This window comes from Dietzia aurantiaca, assembly GCF_021033825.1.
Taxonomy (GTDB): Bacteria; Actinomycetota; Actinomycetes; order Mycobacteriales; family Mycobacteriaceae; genus Dietzia; species Dietzia aurantiaca.
Genome location: NZ_JAIFXZ010000009.1, coordinates 81,075 through 107,974, shown reverse-complemented (window position 1 = coordinate 107,974; position 26,900 = coordinate 81,075). Strand labels below are relative to the sequence as shown.

The following is a 26,900-nucleotide window of genomic DNA, read 5'->3' as shown; positions in this document are numbered from 1 at the left end:
CACAAAGCCCTCACAACCCGTCCCCATTTCATCCACAGGTTGACCACTTCTCCGCCGATCCGGGACCCCACGCGACCACCCCCACCCGACGCGTCGGTGGACGGTCTCGCGCCCTTCCGAGAGCCGGCTCCGGGGGCCGGAAACGAACAAGGAGGGGCGGCCGGGAGGGGTCCCATCGGACGTGGAACCCACTGCCCAGGGAGACGACGACAAGGGCCCGCCACCGGCGAACCGGTAACGGGCCCTTGAGGGGTGCGTGAGAATTCACGCGACGCTGATCAGCCCTGGCGGGCCTTGAACCGGGGGTCCTTGCGGTTGATCACGTAGACCTTGCCGCGACGGCGGACAACCTGGGCGCCCGGCTTGTTCTTCAGCGACCGAAGGGACTTACGGACCTTCATCTGGCGCTCCTTAGGCTCTCGGGGCGGCCGCGATGGCCACCGACACGACTGGGATTCACTGTGCGACACGTCCGTCCCGAGGGGCGGATGCACGACACACAACTGGTCCATAGTAACGGACGGGCCCAGCAGAACTCCAAATGGCGTGAACGAGGCCGCCGCATATGCTGGCCCCATGGACTCCTCCCCCACCGGAACCCCTGCCGGCCTCCGTGCAGAGATCATCGCCCAGCTCGGGGTCCGCCCCGGGATCGACCCGGCCCGTGAGGTCGAGGACCGGGTCTCGTTCCTCGTGGACTACCTGCGCTCGACCCCCGCCACGGGCTTCGTCCTGGGGATCAGCGGAGGCCAGGACTCGACCCTCGCCGGCCGGTTGTGCCAGCTCGCCGTCGAGCGCCTCCGCGCCGATGGCATGCCGGATGCCCGCTTCGTCGCCATGCGTCTGCCGTACGGGACCCAGGCCGACGAGGACGACGCGCAGACCGCCCTGGCGTTCATCCGGCCCGACGGTTGCGTCACGGTCGATGTCAAGGCCGCCACCGATGCGTCCTCCGCGGCCGCCGCGGCAGCCCTCTCCGAGCTGCCGGAGCAGGCGGGCCCGCTCCGCGACTTCGTCCGCGGAAACGTCAAGGCCCGCGAACGGATGATCTCCCAGTATGCGGTCGCCGGGCAGCTGAACCTCGTCGTCGTCGGCACAGATCACGCCGCGGAAGCGGTGACGGGCTTCTTCACCAAGTACGGCGACGGCGGCGTCGACCTCACCCCCCTGACCGGTTTGTCCAAGCGCCAGGGCGCAGCGCTGCTGCGTCACCTCGGCGCCCCCGACTCGACCTGGCGCAAGGCCCCCACCGCGGACCTCGAGGACGACCGCCCCGGCCTGCCCGACGAGGTGGCGCTGGGCGTGACGTACGAACAGATCGACGACTACCTCGAGGGTCTCGACGGCGTCCCCGGCGCGGCCGCGGAGCGGATCGAACAGCTCTTCCTCAACTCGCGCCACAAGCGGAACGTCCCGGCGTCCCCGCTCGACACATGGTGGCGCTGACCTGCCGCCTGTCTACATACGACGTGCGTGGGCGGAAAAGCTAGCCACCGAGCAGTCGCCACACCTGATCCAACGCCTCGGCAGTTCCCGGCATGTCGAAGGACTGCGGGGTGAACACCGCCGCAGACCGCCCCGTGCGCCGGTCGACGTAACCGATCGTGCCCAGACCTCCGGCCCAACCCACGACCCCGCCTGGGCGGACCTCCACCTGGAAGCCGTAACCGCACCCCGGCTCGATGATCCCCTTCGCCACCCGACGTTGAGGCTCGGTGAGGTGGTCGGTCGCCAGGAGCCCGACGCTGTCCCGGCCGAGCACCCGGCCGCCGTCGACGAGCGCTTCGAGGAACGTGAGGTAGTCGCCGACGGTGGAGACGAGGCCGCAGGCGAGTGACTCGAACGCGGGCGGCCCGACGAACCTGCTCGCGGTGTCCAGAGGCGCGGGACGGCCGCCCTCCCCCGCGCCGTACGAGGTGGGCAGGCGACTCGGATCGGCGGTGAAGCCCGTATCTGCCAGCCCCAGCGGCCCGGTGATGTGCTCGGCCATCAGGTCGGCCACCGCCCGGCCCGAGGCGCGGGCGAGCAGCACCCCGAGGACGTCGCTACTCGTGTGATACCACCAGCCCTCACCCGGCTGCCCCGCGAGCGGAAGCTCGGCCAGGCGGCCGAGGTAGGTTCTCGGCTCGAGGGGCGGGGCGTACGGCCCCGGTCCGACGTCCCGCGCGGACATCGCCTCGGCCAGCGCGGGATTCTCGTCCACCCAACCGAAACCGGCGGTCATGGTGAGCAGGTGACGCAGTGTGATGGGCCGGTCCATCGGGACCGTCTGATCCAGTGGCCCGTCCGGGCGGGCCAGGACACGGAGCTCACGCAACTCGGGCAGATACCGGTCGACTGGCTCATCGAGGCCGACGACGCCCTGCTCCACGAGCGCCATCGCGAGCGCGCCGCCCAGCGGCTTGGTGTTGGAGGAGAGCGGGAAGAGGATCTCCGAGCCCATCTCCGCACCGCCGATCGCTCGCGATCCACCAGCGGCGATCCGGGACCGCCCCGCCTCCCGGACCCCGCACACGTAGCCGATCAACCGGTCGTCGTCGACGGCCTGATCGAGAGCGCTGCTGGCGGCGGCAAATACGTCCACGCCCCGACCCTACGAGTTGGTCGCGTCACGGACCAGCGGTATGCCTGCGAAACGACGAACCCCGGGCCGTCATGATGACGACCCGGGATCCGGTTCCGGTGGAGCTAAGGGGACTCGAACCCCTGACCCCCACACTGCCAGTGTGGTGCGCTACCAGCTGCGCCATAGCCCCGTATTCGATTTCTTTGCCGTTTCCCTCTCGGTCACCGGCCCGATTTAAGTTACACGACCACCCGCACAGGTTCCAAATCGGTGCCGGCCCCACCCGTGCGGGCGGGACCGGCATCCCGATATGCGCAGGTCAGTACCCGCGCGGAGGCCTAGCCGATGATGTCGACGAGCCAGCTGGCGTTGCTGATCTCCACGACCTCGCCGTTGTGCGCGACGGTCGGGGTCGACACCTGACTGGTGATGTCGCGGATGCTCTGCTGGGCGTTGTCCGCGCTGTCGGCGGCCTTGTCCATCCCGCCATTGGTCTCGACGTTGCTGATGCACTCGACGGCATCGCCGTTGGCGCCGGCGTCCTCGGCGAGGGAGGCGAGTTCGCGCGCGCTGAGGTCGCCGCCGCCCTCGCCCGGCTGGTTGGCGAAGAACGACGCCTTGACTTCGAAGAACACCGGCAGCGTGTCCTTCGCCGCCACGCACTGGGTCGCGGCCAGTGCGCGGGTGGAGTACTCGCCGGAGCCGGACTGGCCGTTGAGGAAGTTCAGCGTGTGGAACTCGGCCCGCAGGTCGCCGTTCTGGACCGCCTCGGCGATCGATGCGCCGTACTGCGCCTCGAAGCTGCCGCAGGCGGGGCACATGTAGTCCTCCCACACCTGGATGGTCGGCGCGCCCGCCTCGCCGACGGCGATCACACCCGCGTCGGTGATCTCGATGAGCTCGTCCTGGGTCTCACCGAAGGTGATGGGGTTGGCTTCCGACCCCCGCTGTGCCATCCAGACGACACCACCCAGCACCACCACGGCCACCGCGATGAGCGCGACGACGGTGATGAGCATCCCGTTGTTCTTTTTCGTCTGGAGCACCTTGGCGCTCTTGTGGGGCTTGGCGTTCACGTGTGCGTGGGCCTTTCTCTGCTGGGAGATCCGCGGCCACTCGCGGCGGCCGACACTATCGAGAGGGTACCGAAACCCGGGCCCACACCCTCTTTGCAGGTGGTGACTCCCCTGGATTCCGCGGGCCGCGCCGTGGGCGGTGCTTCCGCGGTCGCCGCCGAGCGGGTTCCCCGAAATGAACCGCGTCCCCGGTCGATGATCGACCGGGGACGCGGGCCCGAATTGTGGAGCTGCCGGGAATTGAACCCGGGTCCTCCGCAGCTTCGGCAGGGCTTCTCCGTGCGCAGTCCGCCTTGGCCTCTACTCGGATCTCACCCTCATGCGGACGTGTTGGTGATGACGATCCCAGTCACTGTGTGATGTCCCGACTCACCCCGTGACCGGGTGAGCCGGTGATCCCTCTAGATGATGCCGGGGACCGGGGCGAGGGCTACCCCGGGCCGACAGACTACGGGCTCGCTATCAGGCAGCGAGGGCGTAGTCGCGCTGATTGGTATCGGCGCGTAATTGGTTGCCACGACGCTCACGGTGGTCTCTGGCCTGCACCGGCACGCTTCCCCTGCGTCAACTCACGTAGTCGAAACCACATCAGCCCCTCAGGGTCCACCGATTCTCACCGGCGGACTCCCAACCATACATCCACGCCCCGGGCTACGCCAGGGTGATTCGTATCTCCCCCACTATCCTCCGGGCGGGCACGATTCCGCCGAATCGCTACTCACGCCAACGCGAGCAGGACGATCGCCACGGCGGCCAAGGCGAGCCCGACCATCTGGACCAACCGCAGTCTCTCGCCGCCGTGGGTGACCGCAAGGGCGACCGTGAACGCCGGATACAGCGCGGCGATCACGCTGACGAGCGCGAGCATCCCGGATTGCGCCGCGAAGTAGAAGGCGCCGTTGGCCACCGCGTCGAAGACCGCGATCACCACGCCGATCGCGATGAGGCGTCGTGAGAAACGGAAGGACTCCCCGGCCGCGACGGCGGCGGCGAGGAGGATGACCGTCGCCCCGACCCGCGACGCCGCCACCGGCCACAGCCCCTGACCGGCCGGCACCTGGGCCAGCAGGACGAAGAAGGCGGCGAACGCCAGACCCGAGACCACGGACAGCACCAGCAGGTGCCGGGTCAGCCGACCGTGCTGCACAGACGATCCGTGCTCCCCCTCCATCGAGGCCAGCACGGTGGCGACGAGCGCGATCGCCATACCGGCCATCGCGACCGAGCCCGGCTGCTCCCCCGCGGCCAGGCCGAACGCCAGTGGCCCGGCCGCGGCGAGGATCGCGGTGATCGGCGAGATCACGCTCATCGGCCCCCGCGAGAGCGCCACATAGAACGTCCATACCGCGACCCCCGAGGCCACCCCGGACGCCAGGCCCCAGGCAAGGCCGACGAGGCTGGGGGAACCGCCGGCGACGATGGCGGCGACCGCAACCAGGGCGATCGATACCGGGTAGGAGATGCTGACGACCCGGAGCGCACGCGCCCGCCGGGAGGCCACGCCGCCGAGATAGTCGCTGATGCCGTACGCCACCGCTGACGTCGACGCCAGCGCGACCGGCATCATCCCCGCATGCCCTTGATCTTCCTGCCCAGCTCGCGGACCGCCTCGCGTTCCGCGGTGCGACGGGCGAGATCCTGCCGCTTGTCGTGCGCCTGCTTACCGCGCGCGACGGCCAGTTCGACCTTCACCCGGCCACCGACGAAGTACAGTGACAGCGGGACGAGGGTCGCGTTGCCGTCGCGGACCTTACCGATCAGGGAGTCGATCTCGCGGCGGTGGAGCAACAGCTTGCGGGCCCGCTTGGGCGCGTGATTGGTCCAGCTGCCGTGCGAGTACTCGGGGATGTGCAATCCGCGCAGCCACACCTCGCCGTCGTCCACGGTGGCGAAGGCGTCGACGAGCGAGGCTTTACCCTCGCGCATGCTCTTGATCTCGGTACCCACGAGCGCGATGCCGGCCTCGTAGGTGTCGAGGATCTGGTACTCGTGCCTGGCCTTGCGATTGCTGGCGACGATGCTGCCGTCGGTACCGAGGGACGACGCACCCTTCTTCTTGTTCTTCTTGGCCACGCCGGCTCACCTCCTGGTTTTCCGCGGTCGGGCAGACCCCACAGTGTAGATGAGCAGGCTCCCGGGGCAGTAGCTGCCCCGAGACAGGACCTGCCTCGCCGGCACGGGTCAGTGCCGGACGGACAGCCGCAGCGTCACCATGGCGGTCACCGCCGACACCACGGCACCGGCCACCACCAGAACCGGGGCGAGCAACAGGATGTCCGAGGTGGTGATGCGTTCGATCAGGTTGGCGCGGTACGCCTCCGCGAGCACCCGGTCAAGGAAGACGCTCTTCGCCCCGAGCAGGCCGCCCACGGCCAGCACCGACCCGATCAACGAGGCCACCACGGCCTCGAGGACGAACGGCAGATCGGTGTACAGACGACTCGCGCCGACCAGTCGCATGATCCCCACCGCTGTGCGGCGGGTGAACGCGGCGATCTGCGTCATGTTGGCGATGAGCAGCACGGTGGCCAGCAACTGGACCACGGCGATGGTGAACGCCGCGTTGCGGATCCCGTCGAGGATCGAGAAGACCCGCCCGACCAGTTCGCCCTGCCCCTGCACGACCTCGATGCCCTCCACCTCTGCCAGGCTCGCGGCCACGGACTCCGCTCGCGTCGGATCGGCCAGCGTGAGGGTGAATCGCGAGCCGAGTGCGTCCGGCGAGGTCGACTCGACCAGCACCGGGTCGGTGGAGGCGAACAACTCTACGAACTCCGAGTAGGTCTCGTCGGGGTTCTTGTATTCCACGGACGCGACACCGTCGGTCGCCTCGAGCTCCTCCCGGATGGTGGCGCACTCCGCTTCGCAGCCCGGGTCCTCTGCGGAGATCGACCGGTCCACGTAGACGCGGAACTCGTTGAGGTAGTCGTACTTGGCCTGGCTCGCCGACGCGGTCATCACGACGAGCACGCCGGCGCCCAGCATCCCCAGCGCCACCGCGGTGGTGATGATCATGGCCAGCGTCATGGACAGGTTCCGCCGCAGCCCCTGGGCGACCTCGGAGGCGATGAACTTCGCGGCCATCATCGATCAACCCCGTAGGTCCCGCGGGCGTCGTCGCGCACGACCTCACCGTCGACGAGTTCCACGACCCGCCGCCGCGACCGGTCCACGATGTGTCGGTCGTGGGTGGCCATCAACACCGTGGTCCCCATCCTGTTGATCCTGTCGAGCAGGAGCATGATGTCCTCGCTGGTCTCCGGGTCGAGGTTCCCGGTCGGTTCGTCCGCCAGCAGCAGCAGCGGCCGGTTGACGAACGCGCGCGCGATCGCGACGCGCTGCTGCTCGCCTCCGGACAACTCGTGCGGCCGCCGGTTGGCCTTGTTGCCGAGCCCCACCATGTCGAGGGTCTCGGGCACCACCTTGTCGATGGCCTGGCGGGACTTGCCGATCACCTGCAGGGCGAACGCCACGTTCTCGGCGACGGTCTTGCCCGGCAGCAACCGGAAGTCCTGGAACACGACGCCGAGAGAGCGCCGCAGCAGCGGAACGTTCGACGGCTTCATCCGAACGAGATCGTGGCCGGCGACGGCGAGTGAGCCGGTGTCCGGCGTGTCCTCCCGCAACAGCAGCCGCAGGAACGTGGACTTGCCGGAGCCGGACGCGCCGATGAGGAACGCGAACTCGCCCTTGTCGATCTCCACGCTCACGTCAGACAGAGCCGGGCGCGTCGATGACGCGTACGACTTGGTCACATGAGAAACACTGATCACACGCGTAGCCTAGCGCCACATCCGCCACACGCCACCCCCCGGCGGGAGAAACTCGTCTCCGGTACCGGTGACGTCGGGACGACGAGCCCCGCCGCGCGAGGGACGTCGGCGAGCTGTCACCGCCGCGCCGCTGGCCATGTGACGACGACGACGCCACCGCACGGGCAGCCATCACAAGACGCGGGCAGCTCCTCGGACAGCCGCTACTGCGCCGGGACCTGCGTCTGCGGTTGCGGCGGCTGGGACTGCTGGGGTTGCTGCCCCTGCGGTGCCTGTGTACCCCCCGGTGCCGACTGCTGGGGCTGCTGCCCATCGGTGCCCTGAGCGCCCGTTCCCTGCCCCGGCTCGAACAGACGCGAATCCCTCGGCACGGACGTCTGCGGAGTGCCGGTAGCGGATGTCTCCGCGGCGTCGGTCGTGGCTGTGGGCTCGGTCGACTGGTCGGTGGGTGACGGATCGGTTGTCTCGGTGGCGTCCGTCCGCGTGGTCTCGGACTGTGTGGTCTCCGACTGGGTGGGGGCCGGCCGAGGCGGCGAGTTGATCGCGACGACCGGGTCCTGACGCACGAAGCTGTACAGCGCTGCTATGAGGACGAACGCGACGAGCAGGACCAGGGTGGAACGCGACATCGTGAAGAACTCGATCACCACGGACAGCCATTCGGGGCGGGTCCGGTGCCGGGCCGCGTGCGACGGGGCGTGCTGGCCGGGAGCCGACTGCTCGGCATCGTCGACGGAGGAATAGCTGACGGACGTGTGATCGGCCGTCTCGGGTCCGTCAGGGACGTCACTCGGCTTCTCGGACATCAGCTCACCCCCTCCCCGTCGTCGGGTCGCACCATTCCGGCGCGGATCGCGGCCATCGCCTCCGGTTCCAGCACGATGCCCTCCTGGCGGAACCGGCGCAGGATCACCGCGCGCATGCGGCGCCCCACCTCCCACTGCATCCCGGGCTTGGTGCGGGCGAGGAGGCGGAGCACGGTCTGCTCGAGCTTGATGGACTGGACGCCCATGACGCTCGGTTCGTCGAGGATGTAGACACCCACCTCGTCGTCGTGCACGATGTCGCGACAGACCTGGGAGAGGATGTCGTGCGCTTCGTCCATGTCAGCGCTGTTGGGAACCGGCACGTCGACGATCGCGCGCGCCCAGTCCTGGGACTGGTTGACGGCGGTGACGATCTGCCCGTTCGGCACGATGACCGCCTCGCCGTCCAACGTTCGCAGGCGGGTCACGCGCAACGTGACGTCCTCGACGGTGCCCGCCGCGACACCGGTCGAGGTGGTGAGCTCCACGATGTCGCCGTAACCGTACTGACGTTCGGCGAGCGCGAAGAAACCGGCGAGGAAGTCCTGGACCACCCGCTGGGCGCCGAAGCCCAGCGCCGCACCCAGCACGGTGGCCGGCGCGACCAGCGTGACGAGGTTGACACCGAACCTCAGCAGGATCTGGATCCCGAAGACGACGTAGAGCACACCGATCGCGACGTAGGAGACCACCTGGACCACCGAGTGGAGATGCTTCGAACGCTCCGACCACAGTTCCTTGTCGGCGTTCTCCGCATCGATCCGGGCCAGCCACATCCGGCCGGCCTTGCCGATGGCCCTCGTGAGCAGGGCCGCACCCAGGACGAGGAGGACGACCTCGAGTCCCTGGTTACTGAGCCAGCCCAGAATCCCACTGAAGTCGGTGCGTAGCCTCACTCGGCGCCTGCCCCCTCCCGCATCCGCCAACGGATACCGGCCTCGATGAAGCCTCCGATCTCCCCGTCGAGCACCGAGGACGGGTTGTTGACCTCGTACTCGGTCCGCAGGTCCTTGACCATCTGGTACGGGTGCAGCACGTACGAGCGCATCTGATTACCCCAGGACGCGTTGCCCCCGGCACCGAGGGCGTCCATCGCGGCGCGCTCCTCCTGGCGCTTGCGCTCGAGCAGCTTGGCCTGCAGCACCTTCATCGCCGCCACCTTGTTCTGCAGCTGCGACTTCTCGTTCTGACAGGTCACCACGATCCCCGTGGGGACGTGGGTGAGGCGGACCGCCGAGTCGGTGGTGTTGACCGACTGACCACCCGGGCCCGAGGACCGGTAGACGTCAACCCGGACGTCGTTCTCCGGGACCTCGATCGAGTCCACCGTCTCCACCACCGGCAGCACCTCGACCTCGGCGAACGAGGTCTGGCGGCGGCCCTGGTTGTCGAACGGGGAGATCCGCACGAGGCGGTGCGTGCCCTGCTCGACCGACAGCGTGCCGTACATGTAGGGGTCCCGCACGACGAAGGTGGCCGACTTGATGCCGGCCTCCTCCGCGTACGAGGTGTCGTACACCTCGACCTTGTGCCCGGCCTTCTCGGCCCAGCGGATGTACATACGCATCAGCATCTCGGCGAAGTCCGCGGCGTCGATGCCGCCGGCGCCGGCGCGGATGTTGACCACGGCCTCACGCTGGTCGTACTCGCCGCTGAGCATCGTCTTGACCTCCATGGCCTCGACGTCCTCTCGCAGGGCGGCACGCTCGGAATCCGCCTCCTCGACGGCCGAGGAATCCCCCTCCGCCTGAGCCTCGTCCGCGAGCTCGTACATGAGCGGCAGGTCCTCGATCCGCTGTCGCAGATCGCGGCACCGGCGGAGGTCGGCCTGCACATAGGACAACTCGCTGGTCACCTTCTGCGCCCGGTCCTGGTCGTTCCACAGGTCGGGGTCGGCGGCCATCTGCTCGAGCTCATCGACCCGTCGGGCGAGCTCCTCGATGTCGAGGACCTTCTCGACCGTGGTCATGGTGGCGTCGAGGGCGGCGATATCAGCGGAGACGTCAGGATGCACGGTATCCAACTCTACGCGGCCCGGACGTCTTCTCGCGTTCGCACACCCGTCTCCCACCCGTGACCCGCCCCACGTCCGATCGTCGCCCGGCGGGGGTAGCGTCGGGCCCTGACGCCCGCTACCGCCCGAGGTCAGCGGGCCGACACGGCCCCCAGCAGAGGTAGCTCATGGCAATCGACACCCGCACACCCCGATATACGCCCGACACGTCGACCGCGGAGATGACCGACGCGGACCTGGCGGCCCGCCTCGTCGTCGACGCCGGCACGCTGGCCCGACGCCTGCGCGAGGACGGCCTCGACGTCCACCACAAGACCTCCGTCTCCGACGTGGTCACCCAGGCGGACAACGCCGCCGAGCGCCACATCACCGACCTGCTCGCGCGACACCGCCCCGACGACGGTGTCCTCGGCGAGGAGGGCACCCTCGTCCCCGGAAGCCACGACCGGCGCTGGGCCGTCGATCCCGTCGACGGCACCTACAACTTCGTCAACGGCTCGGACTACTGGTGCTCGGCCGTGGCCCTGACCGGCCCCGACGACTACCTGCTCGGAGCCGTCCACCGCCCCGTCACCGGCGACACGTTCGTCGGTGGCTCCGACATCCCCACGCGCCGCAACGGCGTGCCCGTCGCCCGCCTGGCCCCCGGCGATCTCGCCACGGGTAGCCTCGCCACCTACCTGCACCCGCCGTTCTTCGACGACCCCGACCTGGCCGACCCCTTCCACCGCGTCAGCCGGGGCGCGGCGACCATCCGGATGCTCGGCTCCGGCTCGGTCGATCTCGCCTCGGTCGCCTGCGGCGTCCACACGGTGTGGGCCCAGCACTCCTGCCCGGAATGGGACTGGCTGCCCGGCCGCGCCCTCGTCGAGGGCGCCGGCGGCAGCTGCACGACCGTCGAGGTCAACGGGTACGACTGGTTTGTCGCCGGACGCCCCGGCGCGGTCGAACAGGCCGTGTCACTCCTACGCGGCTGACCTCGCCTTCTTCTCGTCCCGGCAGCGGGTTTGGGGGAAGGTCTGGCGCTCGTAACTTACTCCGGAGTAAGGTCTCCTTCGACCACACCGTCCACTCCGTCACGAGAACAGCTGGTGATGATGAGCAAGAACTCCACGACCCCGTCCGCGACCGGGCGCGGTGAGAACTCCACACCGGGCCTGAACCCGACCAGGATCGACGCGATCGGTGCCGCCATGCGCGCACTCACGACCATCACCGGGTCCGAGTTCGCCGAGCGCTTCGGTCTTCGACAGAAGGTCGACCGGGTCACCTACGAGGCCACAAGGACCGGCTTCAAGACCCTCGGCGCCGCGACCAAGTCGTTCAAGAAGGTCGCCGGCGGCGGCGCCCCCAAGCGCCTGCCCGACGCCGACACCGGCGCGCGCACCGACCTGTTCGACCTGACGCTCGAGGACGAGCAGCAGATGATCGCCGACACCGTGCGCGACTTCGCCGCCGAGGTCCTCCGGCCGGCCGCCCACGACGCCGATGCCGCCGCCGAGGCCCCCGCCTCGCTGCTGGAGCGCTCGGCCGAGATCGGCGCCACGATGCTGAACGTGCCCGAGGAGTTCGACGGCATCGCCTCCGAGCGCGGCGTGGTGACCAACTCGCTGGTCGCCGAGGCACTCGCCTACGGAGACATGGGACTCGCACTGCCGATCCTCGCCCCGTCCGGCGTCGCCACCACCCTGACCCAGTTCGGCTCCGACGCGCAGCAGAAGTCCTACCTGCCGGCGTTCGCCTCCGAGAAGGTCCCGGCCGCCGCCGTCGTGGTGACCGAGCCGCGTCCGCTGTTCGACCCGTTCGCACTCGCCACCACCGCCACACGCGTCGCCGGCGGCTTCACCCTCAGCGGCGTGAAGTCGATGGTGCCCACCGCCGGTAGCGCCGAGCTCTTCATCATCGCCGCGACCCTGGACGGCGCGCCGACGTTCTTCGTCGTCGAGTCCGACACGGACGGCCTGGTCATCGAGGCCGATCCGTCGATGGGTCTGCGCGCCGGCGGCCTCGGCCGGATCGTCCTCACCGACGTCTCGGTGCCCGCCGACGCCGTTCTGGGCGGCCCCGAGGTGTCCGCCGAGGATCGCGCCAGCGCCTACGCCGACGTCATCCGGCTGTCGCGTCTGGGCTGGGCGTCCCTCGCCGTGGGCACCTCCCACGCGGTGCTCGACTACGTCACCCCGTACGTCAAGGAGCGACAGGCGTTCGGCGAGCCCATCGCGCACCGTCAGGCTGTCGCGTTCGCGGTGGCCGACATGGCCACCGAGCTCGACGGAATGCGGCTGGTCACCTGGCGCGGCGCCTCCCGCGCCGAGCAGGGCCTGTCCTTCGCACGCGAGGCCGCGCTGGCCCGCAAGATCGCGGCCGACAAGGGCATGAAGATCGGCCTCGACGGCGTCCAGCTCCTCGGCGGCCACGGCTTCACCAAGGAACACCCCGTCGAGCGCTGGTACCGCGACCTGCGCGCCGTCGGAGTGGCCGAGGGCGTGGTGGTCCTGTGACCACCCATCGCCCCGCCACCCACCCGACCCGGACCAAGGACTCCACGCGATGATCAACCTCGAACTGCCCAAGAAGCTCCAGGCGGGCGCGAACCAGGCCCGCCAGGTGGCCACACAGATCTTCCGCCCCGTCTCCCGCAAGTACGACCTCGCCGAGCACGAGTACCCCGTCGAGCTGGACACCCTCAAGGCCATGATGGAGGCCATGGAGGACGCCGGCCAGGCCGCCTCCGGCGCCACCATGGGATCCGGCGGCGCCCCCAAGCGGGAGGGTGTGGCCAACGGCGGCAATATGAAGTCGCTGCTCAACATCATCGAGACCTGCTGGGGGGACGTGGGCCTGACCCTGTCGATCCCCCGCCAGGGGCTCGGCAACTCGGCCATCGCCGCGGTGGCCGATGACGAGCAGATGGAGAAGTTCGGCCGCGTGTGGGCCTCCATGGCCATCACCGAGCCCGACTTCGGCTCCGACTCGGCCGCGGTGTCGGCCACCGCCCGACTCGACGGCGACGAGTACGTCATCAACGGCACCAAGATCTTCGTCACCTCCGGTGAACGCGCCGACCACATCGTCGTGTGGGCCACCCTCGACAAGAGCAAGGGCCGCGCCGCGATCAAGTCGTTCGTCGTGCCGCGGGACCACCCCGGCGTCTCGGTCGACCGGCTCGAGCACAAGCTCGGCATCCGCGCCTCCGACACCGCGCAGATCTCATTCACCGACTGCCGGGTCCCCAAGGAGAACCTCCTGGGCGATCCGGAGATCCGCGTGGACAAGGGCTTCGCCGGCGCCATGCAGACCTTCGACAACACCCGTCCGCTCGTTGCCGGGATGGCCGTGGGCGTGGCGCGTGCCGCGCTCGAGGAGATCCGCACGCTCCTCGAGGAGGCCGGGCTGGAGATCGACTACGACCGTCCCGCGACCAGCCAGCCCGCCGCCGTGGCCAAGTACCTCGAGCTCGAGGCCGATTGGGAGGCGTCCTACCTCCTCACGCTGCGCGCGGCCTGGATGGCGGACAACAAGATGCCCAACACCAAGGAGGCATCGATGTGTAAGGCCAAGGCCGGGCGTACCGGCTCCGCCGTCACCCTCGGCGCGGTCGAGTTGGCCGGCACGTACGGCTACTCCGAGCGTAGCTTCCTGGAGAAGTGGTCGCGCGACTCCAAGATCCTCGACATCTTCGAGGGCACGCAGCAGATCCAGCAGCTGGTTATCGCGCGCCGCATCCTGGACCTGTCGAGCGCCGAGCTCAAGTGAGTTGATGCGGGCGCCCGCCCGCATCCAGATCGCCGAACGCCCCCACGGACCCCGAGTCCGTGGGGGCGTTCCCCGTTCGGCGTTCGGCGTTCGACGTGAAGGCTCTCGCTGCAGGCGCCTCACATGCGAAGACCCGGCACCGTGAGTCCGGTGCCGGGTCCTGGCGGATCCGCGGGCGTGTCAGGCCATCTGGAAGCCCTGGCCGGGCCAGCCGCGTGCCGTGGCATCGTCGACGATCGCGTCGAACGAGTAGCCGAGGGCAGGCAGGAAGAACGGCGACTGGGCGGGGTGGACGCACGACGGCAGGATCGGGCCGACGCTTCCGACCGCACCGGCGGCCGGGGGCATGTGGCCACCGGAGACCAGGCCCACCAGACGGCCGTCACGGGTGATGGGACCGCCGGAATCGCCGTAACCGGCGCACGCCTGGCTCCAGAACCGAACGCCCTCGCGCTGCCACGTGATGCCGCAGGTGTGCCCGGTCGACAGACCGTCCTTGCAGACGATGTCGCCGAACTGCGGCGCCGGCCCGCGGCCCGTGACGCCCTGCTGTCGCACCGGGAAGGCGGTGCCCGGGTTCAGGCGGATCACCGAGTAGTCGAGGATCTCGTTGCGGGTGGCGATGGTGCCGATCACGCCGGCACCCTCGTTGTCCTTGAGGATGACCGGGGAATCGATACGGTCACTGCAGTGGGCAGCGGTGAACGCGACCGGCGCGCCGGTGGAATCGAACCCCGCGGCGGTGATCGTGCAGCCCGCCGTTCCGCCGACGAGGACGGGCGTGCCGCCTCCAACCGGGACCGCAGCCTGTGCCGCGGCAGGAGCGACCAGGGCGGTGGCGCCGGCCATCATGGTCGCCGCGGCGAACCGCGCCAGACGGGTGAACCTCATGAGCGTGTCCTTCCCACCCCGGCCGAAATGGCGGGGTCTACGCTCCCGACAGCGTAGCGGCAGGTCGGCCGGTATGCACAGCGCACATCGTCACTCCGTTCCGCTACCTCCGTCTGACAACCGCTGCTGGTGTCACGCACCCTCGACGGTGATCCGGATCGTCGGCCGCAGTGCCGGTTCGCCGTCGATATGCGCCCAGATGGCCGAGACCACCGGCTCGAGGAACAACTCCCCGACCTGACCCATGAGGGTTCGTACGACCTGCACCTTGTCCGAACTGCGCGTGGACGCCAGGCCCTCGGTGCGCAGTCCCTCCACCACGCGGGTGGTGAGGTCCACGATCGCCTCGAGCAGCGGTCCGCCGCGTCCGCCCGGTTCGAGGAGCGCCCGGTTGAGGTACTGCACGATCACGGGGTTCCGCTCGAGCATCTCCCGGACCGCCGCGTCGCGGGCCGCCACGACCTCCGCGGCCGGCCCCGAGTGGTCGACGGTCGCCAGTGTCTGGACCACGCTCTCCACCACCACCTCGTCCACGGCCCGTCGTAGCCCGTCCTTGGTCCCGAAGTGGTGCTGGATGAGGCCGATCGTCACCCCGACCTCCGCGGCGACCCTACGCATGGAGACGCGGTCCTCGCCGTACTCCGCGTACAGCTCCAGGGCGGCCCGGCGGATCCGCGACCGCGCAGTGGCATCGCCGGCGGCGGCGCTCGTCCAGGAAGCCGCCTGCTCGGTTCCGTCCCCGGCCACTGTCCCCACCTCGTCTCCCCTGTGTGCCCCGGCGCCGACGGCGCCACTCGAAGACCGACCATACACTTGCATGCCATGCAGTTGTATAGTGGCGGAAGTCAAGGCCGCAACGGCCCCGATACGCACCACTCTGGAGTCGCCCCGTGTTCGAGCCCGCCCCCTTCCGCTCCCCCTGGATGACCGAGGACCTGGACGCTCTGCGCGCCCACACCCGGGCATTCCTCGAGAAGGAGACCGTCCCCAACCTCGAGCGCTGGGCTGAGCAGGGCGCCGTGGACCGCGAGTTCTGGAACAAGGCCGGCGACGCGGGCCTGCTGTGCATCTCGATCCCCGAGGAGTACGGCGGGGGCGGCGGCACCTTCGCCCACGAGGCCGTCATCGCCGAGGAGCAGACCCGCGCACTGGACGACGGCTGGGGAAACTCGGTCCACTCGACGATCGTGGCGCACTACATCCTCCAGTACGGCACGGAGGAGCAGAAGCAGCGCTGGCTGCCCAAGCTCGCCACCGGCGAGATGGTCGGCGCGATCGCCATGACCGAGCCGGGCGCCGGATCCGATCTGCAGGCGCTGCGAACCACCGCCACCCGCGACGGTGACAGCTTCGTGGTCAACGGTTCCAAGACCTTCATCTCCAACGGCATGCACGCCGACCTGGTCATCATCGTGGCCCGCACCGGCGGCGAGGGCGCCCAGGGGCTGTCACTGCTGGTCGCCGAGACCGCCGACCTGCCCGGCTTCGATCGCGGCCGCAAGCTCGACAAGATCGGCCTGAAGTACCAGGACACGATGGAGCTGTTCTTCAACGACATGCGCGTGCCCGCCGGCGACATCCTCGGCGGCGAGGCCGGCGAGAGCCAGGGCTTCATCCAGCTCATGCAGCAACTGGGCCAGGAACGCCTCATCATCGCCGTGACCGCCGTGGCCGCCGCCGAGACCGCGGTCCGCCTGGCCACCGAGTACGCCAAGGAACGCGAGGCGTTCGGCAAGCCGATCCTCAAGTTCCAGAACCTGCGCTTCGAGCTGGCCGAGTGCAAGACCGAGGCCCTGGCCGCCCGCACGCTGCTCGACCACTGCATCGGCCTGCACCTGCGGGGCGAGCTGGACCCGGCCACCGCCTCCATGGCCAAGTACTACTGCACCGACAAGCAGTGCGAGATCATCGACCGCAGCCTGCAGGTCTTCGGCGGCTACGGCTTCATGACCGAGTACCCGATCGCCCGCATGTACGCCTCGGCGCGCGTGCAGAAGATCTACGGCGGCACGAACGAGATCATGAAGGAACTGATCTCGCGCACTCTCTGATCCCGTCCTCGCCCGCCAGATCCGGTGCCCGGCTGCACGGTCCGCTACCCGCCATCGGGGAGCGCATCGCCCAGCCGGGTAGCGGATCTGCTGCGTCAGGGGCGGGTGTCGGCGACGATCGCGCGTACGGCGTCACGGCCCGCCCGGTTGGCGCCCACGGTCGACTGGGACGGGCCGTAGCCGATCAGGAAGAGCCTGGGCTCGTCGAGCGCCCGCCCGGAGTCCACGCGGATCCCGCCCTCGGTGGTCCGCAGGCCGAGGGGCGCGAGGTGCGCCACCGCCGGCCGGAACCCGGTCGCCCAGAGGATGACGCCCGCCTCCTCGAGCCGCCCGTCGGGCATCCGGACGCCGTCGGGCTCGATGCGGGTGAACATGGGGTGACGCACCAGGACGCCGCGCGCCTCGGCCCGTTCGATCCAGGGGCCGCGGAACTGGCCGGTCACGCTGATCACGCTCTCCGGCGGCAGCCCCCGGCGGGTCCGGTCGGCGACACGGTCGATCGCGGCCGAGAAATTCGCGGGCGCGGGTCCGGTCTCCCACTCGATGGGGCGGCGGGTCACCCAGAACGTGTCGGCGACCAGCGAGATCTCCTCGAGCAGCTGCGTGGCCGAGATGCCGGCGCCGACGATCACCACCCGCTGCCCGGCGAACTCCTCGGCGGCGACGTAGTCGTGGACGTGGAGTTGGCGACCGCGGAACGTCTCCTGGCCCGGGTAACGGGGCCAGAACGGCCGGGACCAGGTGCCGGTGGCGTTGATGACGTACCCCGCCGCCCAACGCTCGGCGCCGGAGCCGCGGGACGGGTCCGCGCCGGCGTGGGTGTCCGAGCCGTGTTCCGCGACGACGACGAGGTGCTCCCCCGCCCCGTCATCGGGCCCGTCACCGCCCCGCCGTACCGATCTGACCCGGACCGGCCGCCGTACATCCAGGTCGAAGTGCTTCTCGTAGTCGGCGAAGTAGACGGGCAGTGCCCGGCGGCTCGGGGCGGTGCGGTCGACGCCCGGGACGGCCATCCCGGGCAGTTCGAAGATTCCGTTGACTGTGGCCATGGTGAGTGATTCCCACCGGTGCCGCCAGGCGCCGCCGGGACCGTCCTCGGCGTCCAACACCACGAAGGTACGATCCCCCGACCTCGCCCGGCCCACCGATACGAAGTCCCGCCGCTTCAGGTGGTAGGCGGCCGAGAGCCCGGCCTGCCCAGCGCCGATCACCACCACGTCGACCGGGCGGGGCGCGGGCGGGTGCGAGGTGGTCACCCCGCCATCCTGGCCCACCCGGGCCACACGGGGACGCGCCGGCGGGTCAGGCGCCGTCCGGCAGCGAGGTGAAGTCGGGCTTTCGCCCCTCGGCGAATGCCGCCAGCGCCTCCGAGTTCGCGGGCCCACCGAGCAACTCCGCGAACAACCGGTTCTCCCGCTGCCGCGCCTCGGTGACCTGACGGGCGATCGGCTCGGTCATCGCCTTCTTGACCGCGCGCAGGCTCGAGACCGGCAGCGCGGCCAGGCGGGTGGCGTGCGCGGTGGCCTCGGCCATCAACTCCTCCGGTGCGCACAGCCGCCAGACCAGACCCATCTCGTGCGCCTCCTCGGCCGAGATCCACTCCGAGGACAAAAGCACCCAGGCGGCGTTCTGGTGACCGACGAGCCGCGGGATCAGGTAGCTCGAAGCGGCCTCGGGAGCCACGCCGAGGCTGGTGAACGGGCACTTGAACCGGGCGCCCTCGGCCGCGAACGCCAGGTCGACGTACCCGAGCAGCGTCACCCCGATGCCGAGGCCGAGCCCGTTGACCGCCGCGACGAGGGGCTTGCCGAACGCGATGAGCGCGTCGACCAACAGATTGAAGCCGTGCTCCTCGGTGCTCGCCCGGTTGTCACCGCCGTCCGCGACCAGTTCGGCCATCTCGACGAGGTCGGTGCCCGCGCTGAACGCCCGTCCGCGGCCGGTCAGCAGGACAACGGCGACGTCCGGATCCTCGTCAGCCGCGTGGAGGGCACGCGCCAGCTCCGTATAAAGGGCGCCGTTGAAGGCGTTCAGCGCGTCGGGACGGTTCATTGTGAGCGTGCGGACACGGTCCGCGTCGTGCACCTCGAGAATGTCGGCGTGCGTGGTCACGTGGGGAGCTCCTCAGCTGCCGGCGCCCGGGACGGGCTCTCCGAGGTAGACGGACTTGAGTTCGGTGTACTGCGCGAGCCCCTCCGGGCCGAACTCACGGCCCACGCCTGAGGCCTTGAATCCGCCGAACGGGGCGGCGAAATCCATCGTGTATGTGTTGACGCCGTAGGTGCCTGTCCGCACGCGGCGGGCCACGCCCAGACCGGCGTCGCGGTCACCGGTCCACACCGTGCCCGCGAGGCCGTAGTCGGAGTCGTTGGCGATGCGCACGGCGTCGTCAACGTCGTCGTAGGCGATCACCGACAGGACCGGACCGAAGATCTCCTCCTGCGCGATACGCATGGAGTTGTCGACACCCGCGAACACTGTGGGCCGCACGTACCAGCCGCTCTCCAATCCGTCCGGCCGCCCGGTTCCGCCGGTGAGCAGCCGCGCCCCCTCCTGCCGGCCGATCTCGATGTAGGAGTTGACCCGCTCCTGCTGCCGTCGGGCGACCATCGGGCCGATCTCGGTGGCCGGGTCCAGCGGGTCGCCCACGACCATCGAGCCGATGCCCTCTGCCAATGCCTCGGCGACCTCGTCATGGCGCTCCCGGCTGACCAGCACCCTGGTCTGGGCCACGCACGCCTGGCCGGAGTTCATCACGCCCAGGAACTTCATACCCTCGACGACGGTCGTCAGGTCGGCGTCGTCGAGAACGATCGCCGCGGACTTGCCGCCCAACTCGAGTGAGCACCTCTTGAGCTGCTCGCCGCAGATCGCGCCGATCTTCCGGCCCGCCTCGGTCGAGCCGGTGAACGCGACCTTGTCGACCCCGGGGTGCCGCACCAGGTGCTCGCCCACCTCGCGGCCACCGGCGACGATGCTCACCACCCCCTCGGGCACGCCGGCCTCGATGAGCAGGCCGGCGAGTAGATAGCTGTCGAGCGGTGTCTCGGGTGCGGGCTTGACCACGATCGTGCAGCCGGCGAGCAATGCCGGGATGACCTTGGACAGCACCGTGAACTGGGGGACGTTCCACGGTGGGATCGCCGCGACCACGCCGACCGCCTCACGGCGCACCATCACCTCGCCGCCGAGTGCCCCGGCGCGGGTCTCTTCCCAGGGGAACTCGCGCGCGATCTTCGTGAACGCCTCGATCATCATCCAGGGGGCCGGCGCCTGGGCGAGGTTGCTGAAGGAGATCGGTGAGCCCATCTCCGTGGAGATCACGGTCGCCATCTCCTCGAGCCGCGCGGCGTACAACGCGGACAGTCGCGCCACCACCTCGATCCGCTCGTCCGGGGCCATCCGCGGCCACGGCCCGCGATCGAAGGCCTCGCGGGCGGCGATCACCGCGGAATCGATGTCCGCGACAGAGCCCTCGGGCACCCGGGCGACCACGTCCTCCGAATGCGGGCTGATCACCTCGATCATCGCGTCGGTCTCCGGCCGTCGCCACTGCGTGCCGATCAGCAGGGCGTCGCGGTCGAGTGAAGTGGTCATGGGCTTCTCCTGCCGTCACCGGGCGTTCGTCCATCGCGTCAGACATGCGGACAGACACCTGTCCACCATAGGAGGTGGCCGCCGTGCGCGGCGCGGTTTCCGACGGCCGCACCGAGCGGTGCCGCACCGAGCAGCGCAGCGAGTGTGCGGGTCAGAAGACGAGTACGGGCTTGACGACTTTGCCCGCCTCGACATCCTCGACCGCCTCGTTGATCTGGTCGAAGCGATAGGTGGTGACGAGCGAGCCCAGCGGGAGGTCGCCGGCACGGTACATCCCCAGCAGCTCCGGGATCATGGTCTTGGGATCCGAGTCGCCCTCGATACAACCCCGCACGATCTTGCCGTTCTGCATGAGGTCCACGGCGTCGAGTTCGATTTCCGGCGCCCCCAATCCCACCACGACGAGGGTCCCGCGCGGTGCGAGCGCCCGGACGGCCTGCTTGATGACCTGCGGCACCGCGGTGGTGTCGACACCCGCGGCCGCCCCGCCACCGGTGAGCTCGCGGATACGCTCGACAAACGACCCGTCGGGCAACTCGGACGGATTGACGCCGACAGCACCGAGGCCAGCGGCGGCCTCCAGCCGGGAATCCTTGGTGTCCACGGCGATGATCGTCTGCACTCGCCGGGCTCGCGCCGCGGCGACCGCCGACAGCCCGACCGCGCCGGCGCCGTAGACCACGAGACTCGAGGCCGGGTCGGGGTCGATGGTGTTGAGCACCGCGCCGGCGCCCGTCTGGAAACCACAGCCGAACGGGGCGGCTGTCGACAGGTCCACGTCGGGGTCGACCACAACGACGTTGTCCGGGGAGGCGATCGCCAGCTCGGAGAAGCTGGACTGACCAAAGAACGAACCGGCCACTGCCGCCCCGTCGCGGTGGAAGGTGGTCGACCCGTCCGACCGGTAACCCAGGTAGTTCAGCGCCATGGCCTGCCTGCAGTAGCCGACCGCCCCGGCCTGACAGCGATCGCACTCACGGCACGAGCGGAAGCTCATCACCACGTGATCGCCCACCTTCACGCCCTGGACATCCGCGCCGACGGCCTCGACGACTCCGGCGCCCTCATGGCCGAAGACCCGGGGGAACATCTCCTCGGGAAGCATCATCGTCATCGTGATATCGGTGTGGCACAGACCCACGGCCTTGACGCGAACCAGGATCTCGTCGGAGCGGGGCTCGTCGATCTGGAGTTCGGACAGCCGGAAGGGCTGCCCCGGACCTTCGACAACTGCTGCACGGGTCTTCATGAACGGGGCCTCCGAGTATGGACGCGACAGTGTCGACGGACTCCTGCCTAGACGTCTGTCCACGTTATGGGGCACTCCACGCGGCCACAAGACTCTCCCTCGCGAGGGGCAGCACACCGTGCAGACGGGGAGGCCTGGGAGGCCCGGCGGCATGGTGGCCGAAGCACGCGGGGCACAAATGACCTCAGGCCCGGCTCCCTGTCGGGAACCGGACCTGAGTGAGTGGTAGCGGGGACAGGATTTGAACCTGCGACCTCTGGGTTATGAGCCCAGCGAGCTACCGAGCTGCTCCACCCCGCGTCGCCTGTCCGCCATCACCTGGCAGACATTCCAACAGCTTCCGACCTGGTGACTATCAGCCGCTTTCCCGGTTGCTGTTGGAGTTCTGAGGCTACCAAAGCCGTCGACGCATCACTAATCGCCTGGAGCCTCAGTAGTTGCAATGCTCGCCGACCGCCCGCGTATCCCTATCGCCCCACCTGTTGGACCGCGGCTCACAGGCGGCGGCAGTTGACCAGCACCGCCTACCGAAAGGAATGGCAACTCAAGGGCCAACGACGACGAAGCCGGTGCGAGGAATTCTCGCACCGGCTTCGTTCAGTGGTAGCGGGGACAGGATTTGAACCTGCGACCTCTGGGTTATGAGCCCAGCGAGCTACCGAGCTGCTCCACCCCGCGTCGATTGCGTGTATGACACTACGTGCCACTTGGCGAACAAAGCAAATCGGTGAACGCGAATCGACGAGAACGTGACCGAACGCACACAGGAACCTGAATCGCCGCAGGTGAACGCGCTGGGGTCGGGCCCGCCAACGACGACGCCCGGGTCGGTCTCCGTGAGGTGGACCGACCCGGGCGGGCCCGAATGCCGCGTCAGCTACCCGTTGCCGAGTGCCTGGTAGGCGTCGACCGCGGCCTGCAGGTCATCGAGCGCCTGACCCAGATCGCCGAGGTCGCCACTGCTCTGCGCCGACCGGACAGCCGCCAACGCGGAGTTGAGCTCGCGCACCGCGGCGGCGCGGTCAGCGCCCTCACCCTCGCCCCCGCCGGTCGCCGGCGGGGTGGACGGACGGGGCGCCGAGCCCTCATTGCTGCCACCGGGACGGGACGTGTTCTCCTCCGCCTCCGCCTCGGCCGCGCCGCTCTCATCGATGCGGACGGCGTCCGGGTCGGTCTCGATCCCCACCTGCTGGAGTGCCTCGTACAGGGTGGGCGCGTAGCCGACCGCACGGTCATAGGTGACCATCACGCGCAGCAGACGCGGGAACGCCGAGTCCTGGTCCTTACGCTGCGTGTAGATCGGCTCCACGTACAGGACCGAGTCCCCGGCCAGCGGCAGTGCCAGGAGGTTGCCCTCGGTGATCTCCGCGGTCTCGCCCCACAGACGCCGATCCTGGGCGATGGCCGGCGAGGCGATCATGATGTCCTGCGCCTGGTTGGGGCCCTGGGCGAGCGGCTCGGTGGGCCGCTGCACACGGACCGTGATGTCGCCGTACGTCTCCGGGTCCGAACTGGCCGACATGTGCGCGGCCAGGAACTCGCGCTCGTACCCGCGGAATGCGGAGATGAGCTGGAATGAGGGCGTGTCCGAGTCCGGGTCGGACGGGTCCGACGCCACGACGTAATACGGCGGCTGGCTCGGTCCCTCGCGCTCGGCGGTCTGCGTGCCGCCTCCCGCACCACCGGTGTTGCCGCCGGCGGGCCCGCCGATGGGACCGCTCGCGGGCGGGGTCTGCGGGTTCTGGATCGACGAGGTGACCGTGGGATCGGACGGCACCGACCAGAACGCGTCGTTGGTGAAGAACTGGCCCGGGTCGTCGACCTGGTACTTGGCCAGCAGTTCACGCTGCACCTTGAACAGATCCTCCGGGTACCGGAAATGCTCTCGCAGTTCCTCGGAGATCTCGGACTCGGGCTGGACGATGCCGGGCAGGGCCTTCATCCATGTCTGCAGCACCGGGTCGGACTCGTCGAACGCGTACAGATCCACCGTGCCGTCATAGGCGTCGACCGTCGCCTTGACCGAGTTGCGGATGTACGAGACCTTTTCGTCCGGCAACGCCCGGCCACCGCCGTCGCTGAGCGAATCCGAGGTCATGGCCTCGAGCGAGCTCAGCTCCGCGTACGGGTAGGTCTTGAGGGTGGTGAAACCGTCGACGATCCACTTGATGCGTCCGTCGATCACGGCCGGGTAGGTGTTGGTGTCCGTGGTGAGCCACGGGGCCACCTTCTGCACGCGGTCCCGCGGATCGCGGTCGTAGATGATCTTCGAGTCGGCGCCGATCAGACCGGACAGCAGGATGTTGCGCTCGGCGAACTTGAGCGCATAGGCCGTGCGGTTGATCCAACCACCCAGCGGGACGCCGCCCTCACCGGTGTAGGTGTACTGCTCGGTATCCGTGTCGTACTCGCGCGGGCCGTCGCCGTTGTTACCCACTATCGCGTAGTCCGGATCCGACTGGGCGATGAGCTCGCCGAAGTAGATGCGGGGCTGCGTGACCGGGATCATCATCTCCTGGTCGTTGTTGATCGCGTCGAGGTCCGAGACCTGGTAGTTGGGCAGACCACCCCGGTCCGAGCCCGCGTCGTCCGCGATCTCGTTGACCCGGTTGGCCGGCGCCGCCACGAAGCCGTTGCCGTGGGTGTAGACGGTGTGCCGGTTGATCCAGTCCCGCTGGTTGGCCTGCAGCGAGGACGGGTTGAGCTCACGGGCCGCCACGAGGAAGTCCTGCATCTCGCCGTCAATCGTGTACCGGTCGATGCTCAGGGTCTCGGGAAAACCGTAGAAGTTGCGTAGCTGCTGCTGCTGGGTGAACGTCGGGGACAGCACGTTCGGATCGAGCACGCGCACGTTCGACAGCGTGGTGATGTCCGAGGCCGCCTCGCGCGGATTGGGGTTGGCCGCGCCCCAGTTCTCGATGTAGGTGACCCGGTCGTCGCCGATGTCATACGCCGCCCTGGTGGCCTCGATGTTCCGGGCGATGTACTCGCGCTCCTTCTCGGCACGGTTGGGCTTGACCGAGAACTGCTCGACCGCCAGCGGCCACGCGGAGCCGACCACGAGCGCGGAGAACAGCAGCAGCACCGTCGCCAGTGCCGGGATCCGCAGATCCTTGATGACAATCGCCGAGAAGAACGCCACCGCACAGACCAGCGCCACGGCGAACATGAAGATCTTGGCCGGCATGACGGCATTGACGTCGGTGTAACCGGCGCCGGTGAAGGTGGCGTTCTCGCGGAACAGAAGCTCGTACCGGTCGAGCCAGTACGCCGCCGCCTTGGCCAGGACGAAGATGCCGGCCAGCGTCACCAGCTGGATCCGGGCCGCGCGCGTCAGCGCACCCTCACGCGCGCCGGGCCGCAGCCCGCCGACGATGTAGTGCGTGAGCAGGTTGGCCAGAAATGCCAGCACCACCGCGACCATCACCCAGGTGACGATCGAGCGCCACATCGGCAACTGGAACGCGTAGAAGGAGATGTCGAGCCCGAACTGCGGGTCCGTCTGACCGAACGGGGTGGAGTTGAAGAACGCCAAGACGGTCTGCCAACCGGTCTGCGCGACCGCACCGGCCAGGACACCGAGCACGATCGGGATCCAGACCACGGTCTTGGCCGGCGAACCGCCCATCGCGGCCCGGTAGCGGGTCAGCGGGTCCGGGAGGCCCGCCTGCGCGAGGAACACCGGCCGGAAGCGGAAGGCCAGCACGATGCCGGTCGCCACCGCGACACCGATGAACAGGCCCACCACCACGAAGAGACCGAGCCGCGTGAGCAGTTCGGTACGGAACACGCTGGTGGCGTCGACGCTTCCGAACCACAGCCAGTCCGTGTAGGTGGAGTTGAGCCTGGGTAGGACCTGGATGAGGACGATGAGGACGACGACTGCGATGGCGACGGCACGGCCGCGACGCGAGATCGCGAGAGGCCGGCCGGGCGAATTGCCGGGTGGGCGGACGGACACAGGTGTTGCTCCTGGACTGCTGGGGCGGACATGCTCGTTGGTCCCACCTTACGGAAATGCCACGCCTCAGCCGCAGGTCGGTGGCTCGCCCCCGGAAGCCGCGGTCTCCAGCGCCTCCAGCGCGCCGGAGAGCGTGGAGACCTCGATGAGCCTTATGCCCTCCGGGGGACTCTGCACAGCCTCCCCACAGTTGGCCGCCGGAACCAGGAACTCCGTGGCCCCTTCCTCGCTGGCGGCCCGGATCTTGTGGCGGATCCCGCCGATCGAGCCGACGGTGCCGTCGGGTCGGATCGTGCCGGAACCGGCGACGTCCGCACCCCCGGTCGCCTCGCCGGGCGAGAGCCGGTCGACGATCGCGATCGCCAGGATCAGCCCGGCGGAAGGCCCGCCGACGTCCGGGGCCACCGAGATCTGCACATCCGTGCCGTCGGCAGGGGTGTCCCCGACGAGGATGCCCAGACGGCCCTGCTCGGGATCACCATCCGGACCGGCCGGGGCCAGTGTCGTCGTCGTCGTCATCTCCTCGTCGGCACGGAGGAAGCCGATACCCACCTCGTCACCCGGGCGGTGCGCGGACACCTCCTCCACCACCTCGGCGGCATCGGACACCCGCGCGCCGTCGACCGAGGTGAGGATGTCGCCCGGCTCAAGGCGGCCCCCCGCCGGACCGTCCGGGTCCACTCCCTCGACCCGCGGCTGCATGGGGATCCCCAGGTACCGGTAGGCCGCGGCCTCCGCGCTGTTCTCCGACCCCACCATCTCCGCCACGTTGGACTCCCGTACCTCGTCGCGCGAGCGGTCCGGCGGGAACACCTGATCCCGCGGGACCACGACCTGCGCCGGATCCAGCCAGAAGCGCATCGCGTCCATCAGGGTCAGGCGGTCCCGCACCGCGACCGTGGTCATCCGCAGCGACCCGGTGGTCTCATCCGTCTCACGCCCGGTCACCTCGATGACCGGTACCTCCTCGACGCCGCCGCCCTCCGTCTCCACCTGCGCCCGGCCGAGTGTGTCGTACGTCGGGCCGGGTCCCATCGAGACGAGGGGCACCGTCGCCGACGTCGCGAGGACGAGCAACAGCACCGCCGGGACCAACGCGGCGAACAGGGTGAACAAGCGGCGACTCACCCAGCACAGGGTAGTCCGCTCCCCCGACCGGT

23 protein-coding genes, 3 tRNA genes and 1 other RNA gene are annotated in these 26,900 nt (G+C 69.3%); 5 read left to right on the top strand and 22 right to left on the bottom strand.

The window, feature by feature from the left end; translation table 11 throughout:
- Nucleotides 1–278 precede the first annotated feature (278 nt).
- Nucleotides 279–401 carry a type B 50S ribosomal protein L36 gene (gene ykgO, locus K3888_RS11030; RefSeq protein ID WP_010541956.1) on the bottom strand — a complete coding sequence of 41 codons (123 nt, stop codon included), beginning with the start codon at nucleotides 399–401 and terminating at the stop codon, nucleotides 279–281.
- A gap of 175 nt (nucleotides 402–576) precedes the next feature.
- Here ykgO and nadE point away from each other — a divergent pair, with 175 nt between their 5' ends.
- Nucleotides 577–1,446, top strand: coding sequence for an NAD(+) synthase (nadE, locus tag K3888_RS11025; RefSeq protein ID WP_230930309.1), 870 nt, complete (start codon nucleotides 577–579; stop codon nucleotides 1,444–1,446).
- A gap of 40 nt (nucleotides 1,447–1,486) precedes the next feature.
- Here nadE and K3888_RS11020 read toward each other — a convergent pair whose 3' ends face one another.
- From K3888_RS11020 to prfB, 11 genes are all read right to left on the bottom strand, one after another.
- On the bottom strand, nucleotides 1,487–2,584 hold the full coding sequence (locus tag K3888_RS11020) for a serine hydrolase domain-containing protein (protein WP_230930308.1): 1,098 nt from the start codon (nucleotides 2,582–2,584) through the stop codon (nucleotides 1,487–1,489).
- Nucleotides 2,585–2,683: 99 nt separating this feature from the next.
- Nucleotides 2,684–2,756: transfer RNA gene (locus K3888_RS11015), tRNA-Ala, on the bottom strand.
- 148 nt (nucleotides 2,757–2,904) lie between these two features.
- The gene (locus K3888_RS11010; protein WP_230930307.1) at nucleotides 2,905–3,642 is read right to left on the bottom strand and encodes a DsbA family protein; all 738 of its coding nucleotides are present in this window, start codon (nucleotides 3,640–3,642) and stop codon (nucleotides 2,905–2,907) included.
- Between the two features lie 222 nt (nucleotides 3,643–3,864).
- Nucleotides 3,865–4,238: a transfer-messenger RNA gene (gene ssrA / locus K3888_RS11005) on the bottom strand.
- 122 nt (nucleotides 4,239–4,360) lie between these two features.
- Nucleotides 4,361–5,209: an EamA family transporter gene (locus K3888_RS11000; protein ID WP_230930306.1), complete on the bottom strand. Its 849-nt coding sequence runs from the start codon at nucleotides 5,207–5,209 to the stop codon at nucleotides 4,361–4,363.
- Nucleotides 5,206–5,715: an SsrA-binding protein SmpB gene (gene smpB / locus K3888_RS10995; RefSeq protein ID WP_230930305.1), complete on the bottom strand. Its 510-nt coding sequence runs from the start codon at nucleotides 5,713–5,715 to the stop codon at nucleotides 5,206–5,208. Before smpB ends, K3888_RS11000 begins: the two co-directional genes overlap by 4 nt.
- Before the next feature lie 108 nt (nucleotides 5,716–5,823).
- A complete protein-coding gene (gene ftsX / locus K3888_RS10990; protein ID WP_230930304.1) occupies nucleotides 5,824–6,726 on the bottom strand; it encodes a permease-like cell division protein FtsX in 903 nt (300 codons plus the stop codon).
- Entirely contained in the window at nucleotides 6,726–7,415 is a 690-nt protein-coding gene (gene ftsE, locus K3888_RS10985) for a cell division ATP-binding protein FtsE (protein WP_230930303.1), read from the bottom strand. Before ftsE ends, ftsX begins: the two co-directional genes overlap by 1 nt.
- A 203-nt stretch (nucleotides 7,416–7,618) precedes the next feature.
- Nucleotides 7,619–8,221: a hypothetical protein gene (locus K3888_RS10980; RefSeq protein WP_230930302.1), complete on the bottom strand. Its 603-nt coding sequence runs from the start codon at nucleotides 8,219–8,221 to the stop codon at nucleotides 7,619–7,621.
- Nucleotides 8,221–9,117, bottom strand: a complete 897-nt coding sequence (locus tag K3888_RS10975) for a mechanosensitive ion channel family protein (protein ID WP_230930301.1) — start codon at nucleotides 9,115–9,117, stop codon at nucleotides 8,221–8,223. The genes K3888_RS10980 and K3888_RS10975 overlap by 1 nt, the downstream gene beginning before the upstream one ends.
- A complete protein-coding gene (prfB, locus tag K3888_RS10970) occupies nucleotides 9,114–10,235 on the bottom strand; it encodes a peptide chain release factor 2 (protein ID WP_230930300.1) in 1,122 nt (373 codons plus the stop codon). The genes K3888_RS10975 and prfB overlap by 4 nt, the downstream gene beginning before the upstream one ends.
- Before the next feature lie 167 nt (nucleotides 10,236–10,402).
- Between prfB and K3888_RS10965 the strand changes: the two genes are divergently transcribed.
- From K3888_RS10965 to K3888_RS10955, 3 genes are all read left to right on the top strand, one after another.
- Nucleotides 10,403–11,212, top strand: coding sequence for an inositol monophosphatase family protein (locus tag K3888_RS10965; protein ID WP_230930299.1), 810 nt, complete (start codon nucleotides 10,403–10,405; stop codon nucleotides 11,210–11,212).
- A 117-nt stretch (nucleotides 11,213–11,329) separates the two neighbouring features.
- Nucleotides 11,330–12,736, top strand: a complete 1,407-nt coding sequence (locus K3888_RS10960; protein WP_230930298.1) for an acyl-CoA dehydrogenase family protein — start codon at nucleotides 11,330–11,332, stop codon at nucleotides 12,734–12,736.
- 49 nt (nucleotides 12,737–12,785) lie between these two features.
- Nucleotides 12,786–13,991, top strand: a complete 1,206-nt coding sequence (locus K3888_RS10955; RefSeq protein ID WP_230930297.1) for an acyl-CoA dehydrogenase family protein — start codon at nucleotides 12,786–12,788, stop codon at nucleotides 13,989–13,991.
- A gap of 180 nt (nucleotides 13,992–14,171) precedes the next feature.
- On the opposite strand, the gene K3888_RS10950 is transcribed toward K3888_RS10955, so the two are convergent.
- Together K3888_RS10950 and K3888_RS10945 are read right to left on the bottom strand one after the other, a co-directional pair.
- Nucleotides 14,172–14,882 (bottom strand): chymotrypsin family serine protease, encoded by a 711-nt coding sequence (locus K3888_RS10950; protein ID WP_230930296.1) that lies wholly within the window; start codon nucleotides 14,880–14,882, stop codon nucleotides 14,172–14,174.
- Nucleotides 14,883–15,014: 132 nt separating this feature from the next.
- Complete coding sequence (locus tag K3888_RS10945; protein WP_230930295.1) at nucleotides 15,015–15,629, bottom strand: TetR/AcrR family transcriptional regulator; 615 nt, start codon at nucleotides 15,627–15,629, stop codon at nucleotides 15,015–15,017.
- 176 nt (nucleotides 15,630–15,805) lie between these two features.
- On the opposite strand from K3888_RS10945, the gene K3888_RS10940 reads away from it, so the two are divergent.
- Nucleotides 15,806–16,933: an acyl-CoA dehydrogenase family protein gene (locus K3888_RS10940; protein ID WP_230930294.1), complete on the top strand. Its 1,128-nt coding sequence runs from the start codon at nucleotides 15,806–15,808 to the stop codon at nucleotides 16,931–16,933.
- Nucleotides 16,934–17,028: 95 nt separating this feature from the next.
- Here the strand turns inward: K3888_RS10940 and K3888_RS10935 are convergent, their stop codons facing one another.
- The 8 genes from K3888_RS10935 to K3888_RS10900 form a co-directional block, all read right to left on the bottom strand.
- The gene (locus tag K3888_RS10935) at nucleotides 17,029–18,189 is read right to left on the bottom strand and encodes an FAD-dependent oxidoreductase (protein ID WP_230930293.1); all 1,161 of its coding nucleotides are present in this window, start codon (nucleotides 18,187–18,189) and stop codon (nucleotides 17,029–17,031) included.
- A gap of 46 nt (nucleotides 18,190–18,235) precedes the next feature.
- A complete protein-coding gene (locus tag K3888_RS10930) occupies nucleotides 18,236–19,045 on the bottom strand; it encodes an enoyl-CoA hydratase-related protein (protein WP_308281980.1) in 810 nt (269 codons plus the stop codon).
- A 12-nt stretch (nucleotides 19,046–19,057) separates the two neighbouring features.
- The gene (locus K3888_RS10925; RefSeq protein WP_230930292.1) at nucleotides 19,058–20,530 is read right to left on the bottom strand and encodes an aldehyde dehydrogenase; all 1,473 of its coding nucleotides are present in this window, start codon (nucleotides 20,528–20,530) and stop codon (nucleotides 19,058–19,060) included.
- 151 nt (nucleotides 20,531–20,681) lie between these two features.
- Complete coding sequence (locus K3888_RS10920) at nucleotides 20,682–21,779, bottom strand: NAD(P)-dependent alcohol dehydrogenase (RefSeq protein ID WP_230930291.1); 1,098 nt, start codon at nucleotides 21,777–21,779, stop codon at nucleotides 20,682–20,684.
- A 223-nt stretch (nucleotides 21,780–22,002) separates the two neighbouring features.
- A tRNA-Met gene (locus K3888_RS10915) sits at nucleotides 22,003–22,079 on the bottom strand.
- A gap of 301 nt (nucleotides 22,080–22,380) precedes the next feature.
- Nucleotides 22,381–22,457: transfer RNA gene (locus K3888_RS10910), tRNA-Met, on the bottom strand.
- A gap of 199 nt (nucleotides 22,458–22,656) precedes the next feature.
- A complete protein-coding gene (locus K3888_RS10905) occupies nucleotides 22,657–25,740 on the bottom strand; it encodes a UPF0182 family protein (protein ID WP_230930290.1) in 3,084 nt (1,027 codons plus the stop codon).
- Nucleotides 25,741–25,806: 66 nt separating this feature from the next.
- Entirely contained in the window at nucleotides 25,807–26,868 is a 1,062-nt protein-coding gene (locus tag K3888_RS10900) for a YlbL family protein (RefSeq protein WP_230930289.1), read from the bottom strand.
- Nucleotides 26,869–26,900: the final 32 nt, after the last annotated feature.

Excerpts from the sequence above, each read along its gene's own strand:
- K3888_RS10960 (WP_230930298.1), top strand. The coding sequence starts at position 11,330 with ATGATGAGCAAGAACTCCACGACCCCGTCCGCGACCGGGCGCGGTGAG.
- K3888_RS11000 (WP_230930306.1), bottom strand. The coding sequence starts at position 5,209 with ATGATGCCGGTCGCGCTGGCGTCGACGTCAGCGGTGGCGTACGGCATC.
- K3888_RS10980 (WP_230930302.1), bottom strand. The coding sequence starts at position 8,221 with ATGTCCGAGAAGCCGAGTGACGTCCCTGACGGACCCGAGACGGCCGAT.
- K3888_RS10965 (WP_230930299.1), top strand. The coding sequence starts at position 10,403 with ATGGCAATCGACACCCGCACACCCCGATATACGCCCGACACGTCGACC.
- K3888_RS10950 (WP_230930296.1), bottom strand. The coding sequence starts at position 14,882 with ATGAGGTTCACCCGTCTGGCGCGGTTCGCCGCGGCGACCATGATGGCC.
- nadE (WP_230930309.1), top strand. The coding sequence starts at position 577 with ATGGACTCCTCCCCCACCGGAACCCCTGCCGGCCTCCGTGCAGAGATC.
- K3888_RS10920 (WP_230930291.1), bottom strand. The coding sequence starts at position 21,779 with ATGAAGACCCGTGCAGCAGTTGTCGAAGGTCCGGGGCAGCCCTTCCGG.
- K3888_RS10925 (WP_230930292.1), bottom strand. The coding sequence starts at position 20,530 with ATGACCACTTCACTCGACCGCGACGCCCTGCTGATCGGCACGCAGTGG.
- K3888_RS10940 (WP_230930294.1), top strand. The coding sequence starts at position 15,806 with ATGACCGAGGACCTGGACGCTCTGCGCGCCCACACCCGGGCATTCCTC.
- K3888_RS10955 (WP_230930297.1), top strand. The coding sequence starts at position 12,786 with ATGATCAACCTCGAACTGCCCAAGAAGCTCCAGGCGGGCGCGAACCAG.
- ykgO (WP_010541956.1), bottom strand. The coding sequence starts at position 401 with ATGAAGGTCCGTAAGTCCCTTCGGTCGCTGAAGAACAAGCCGGGCGCC.
- ftsX (WP_230930304.1), bottom strand. The coding sequence starts at position 6,726 with ATGGCCGCGAAGTTCATCGCCTCCGAGGTCGCCCAGGGGCTGCGGCGG.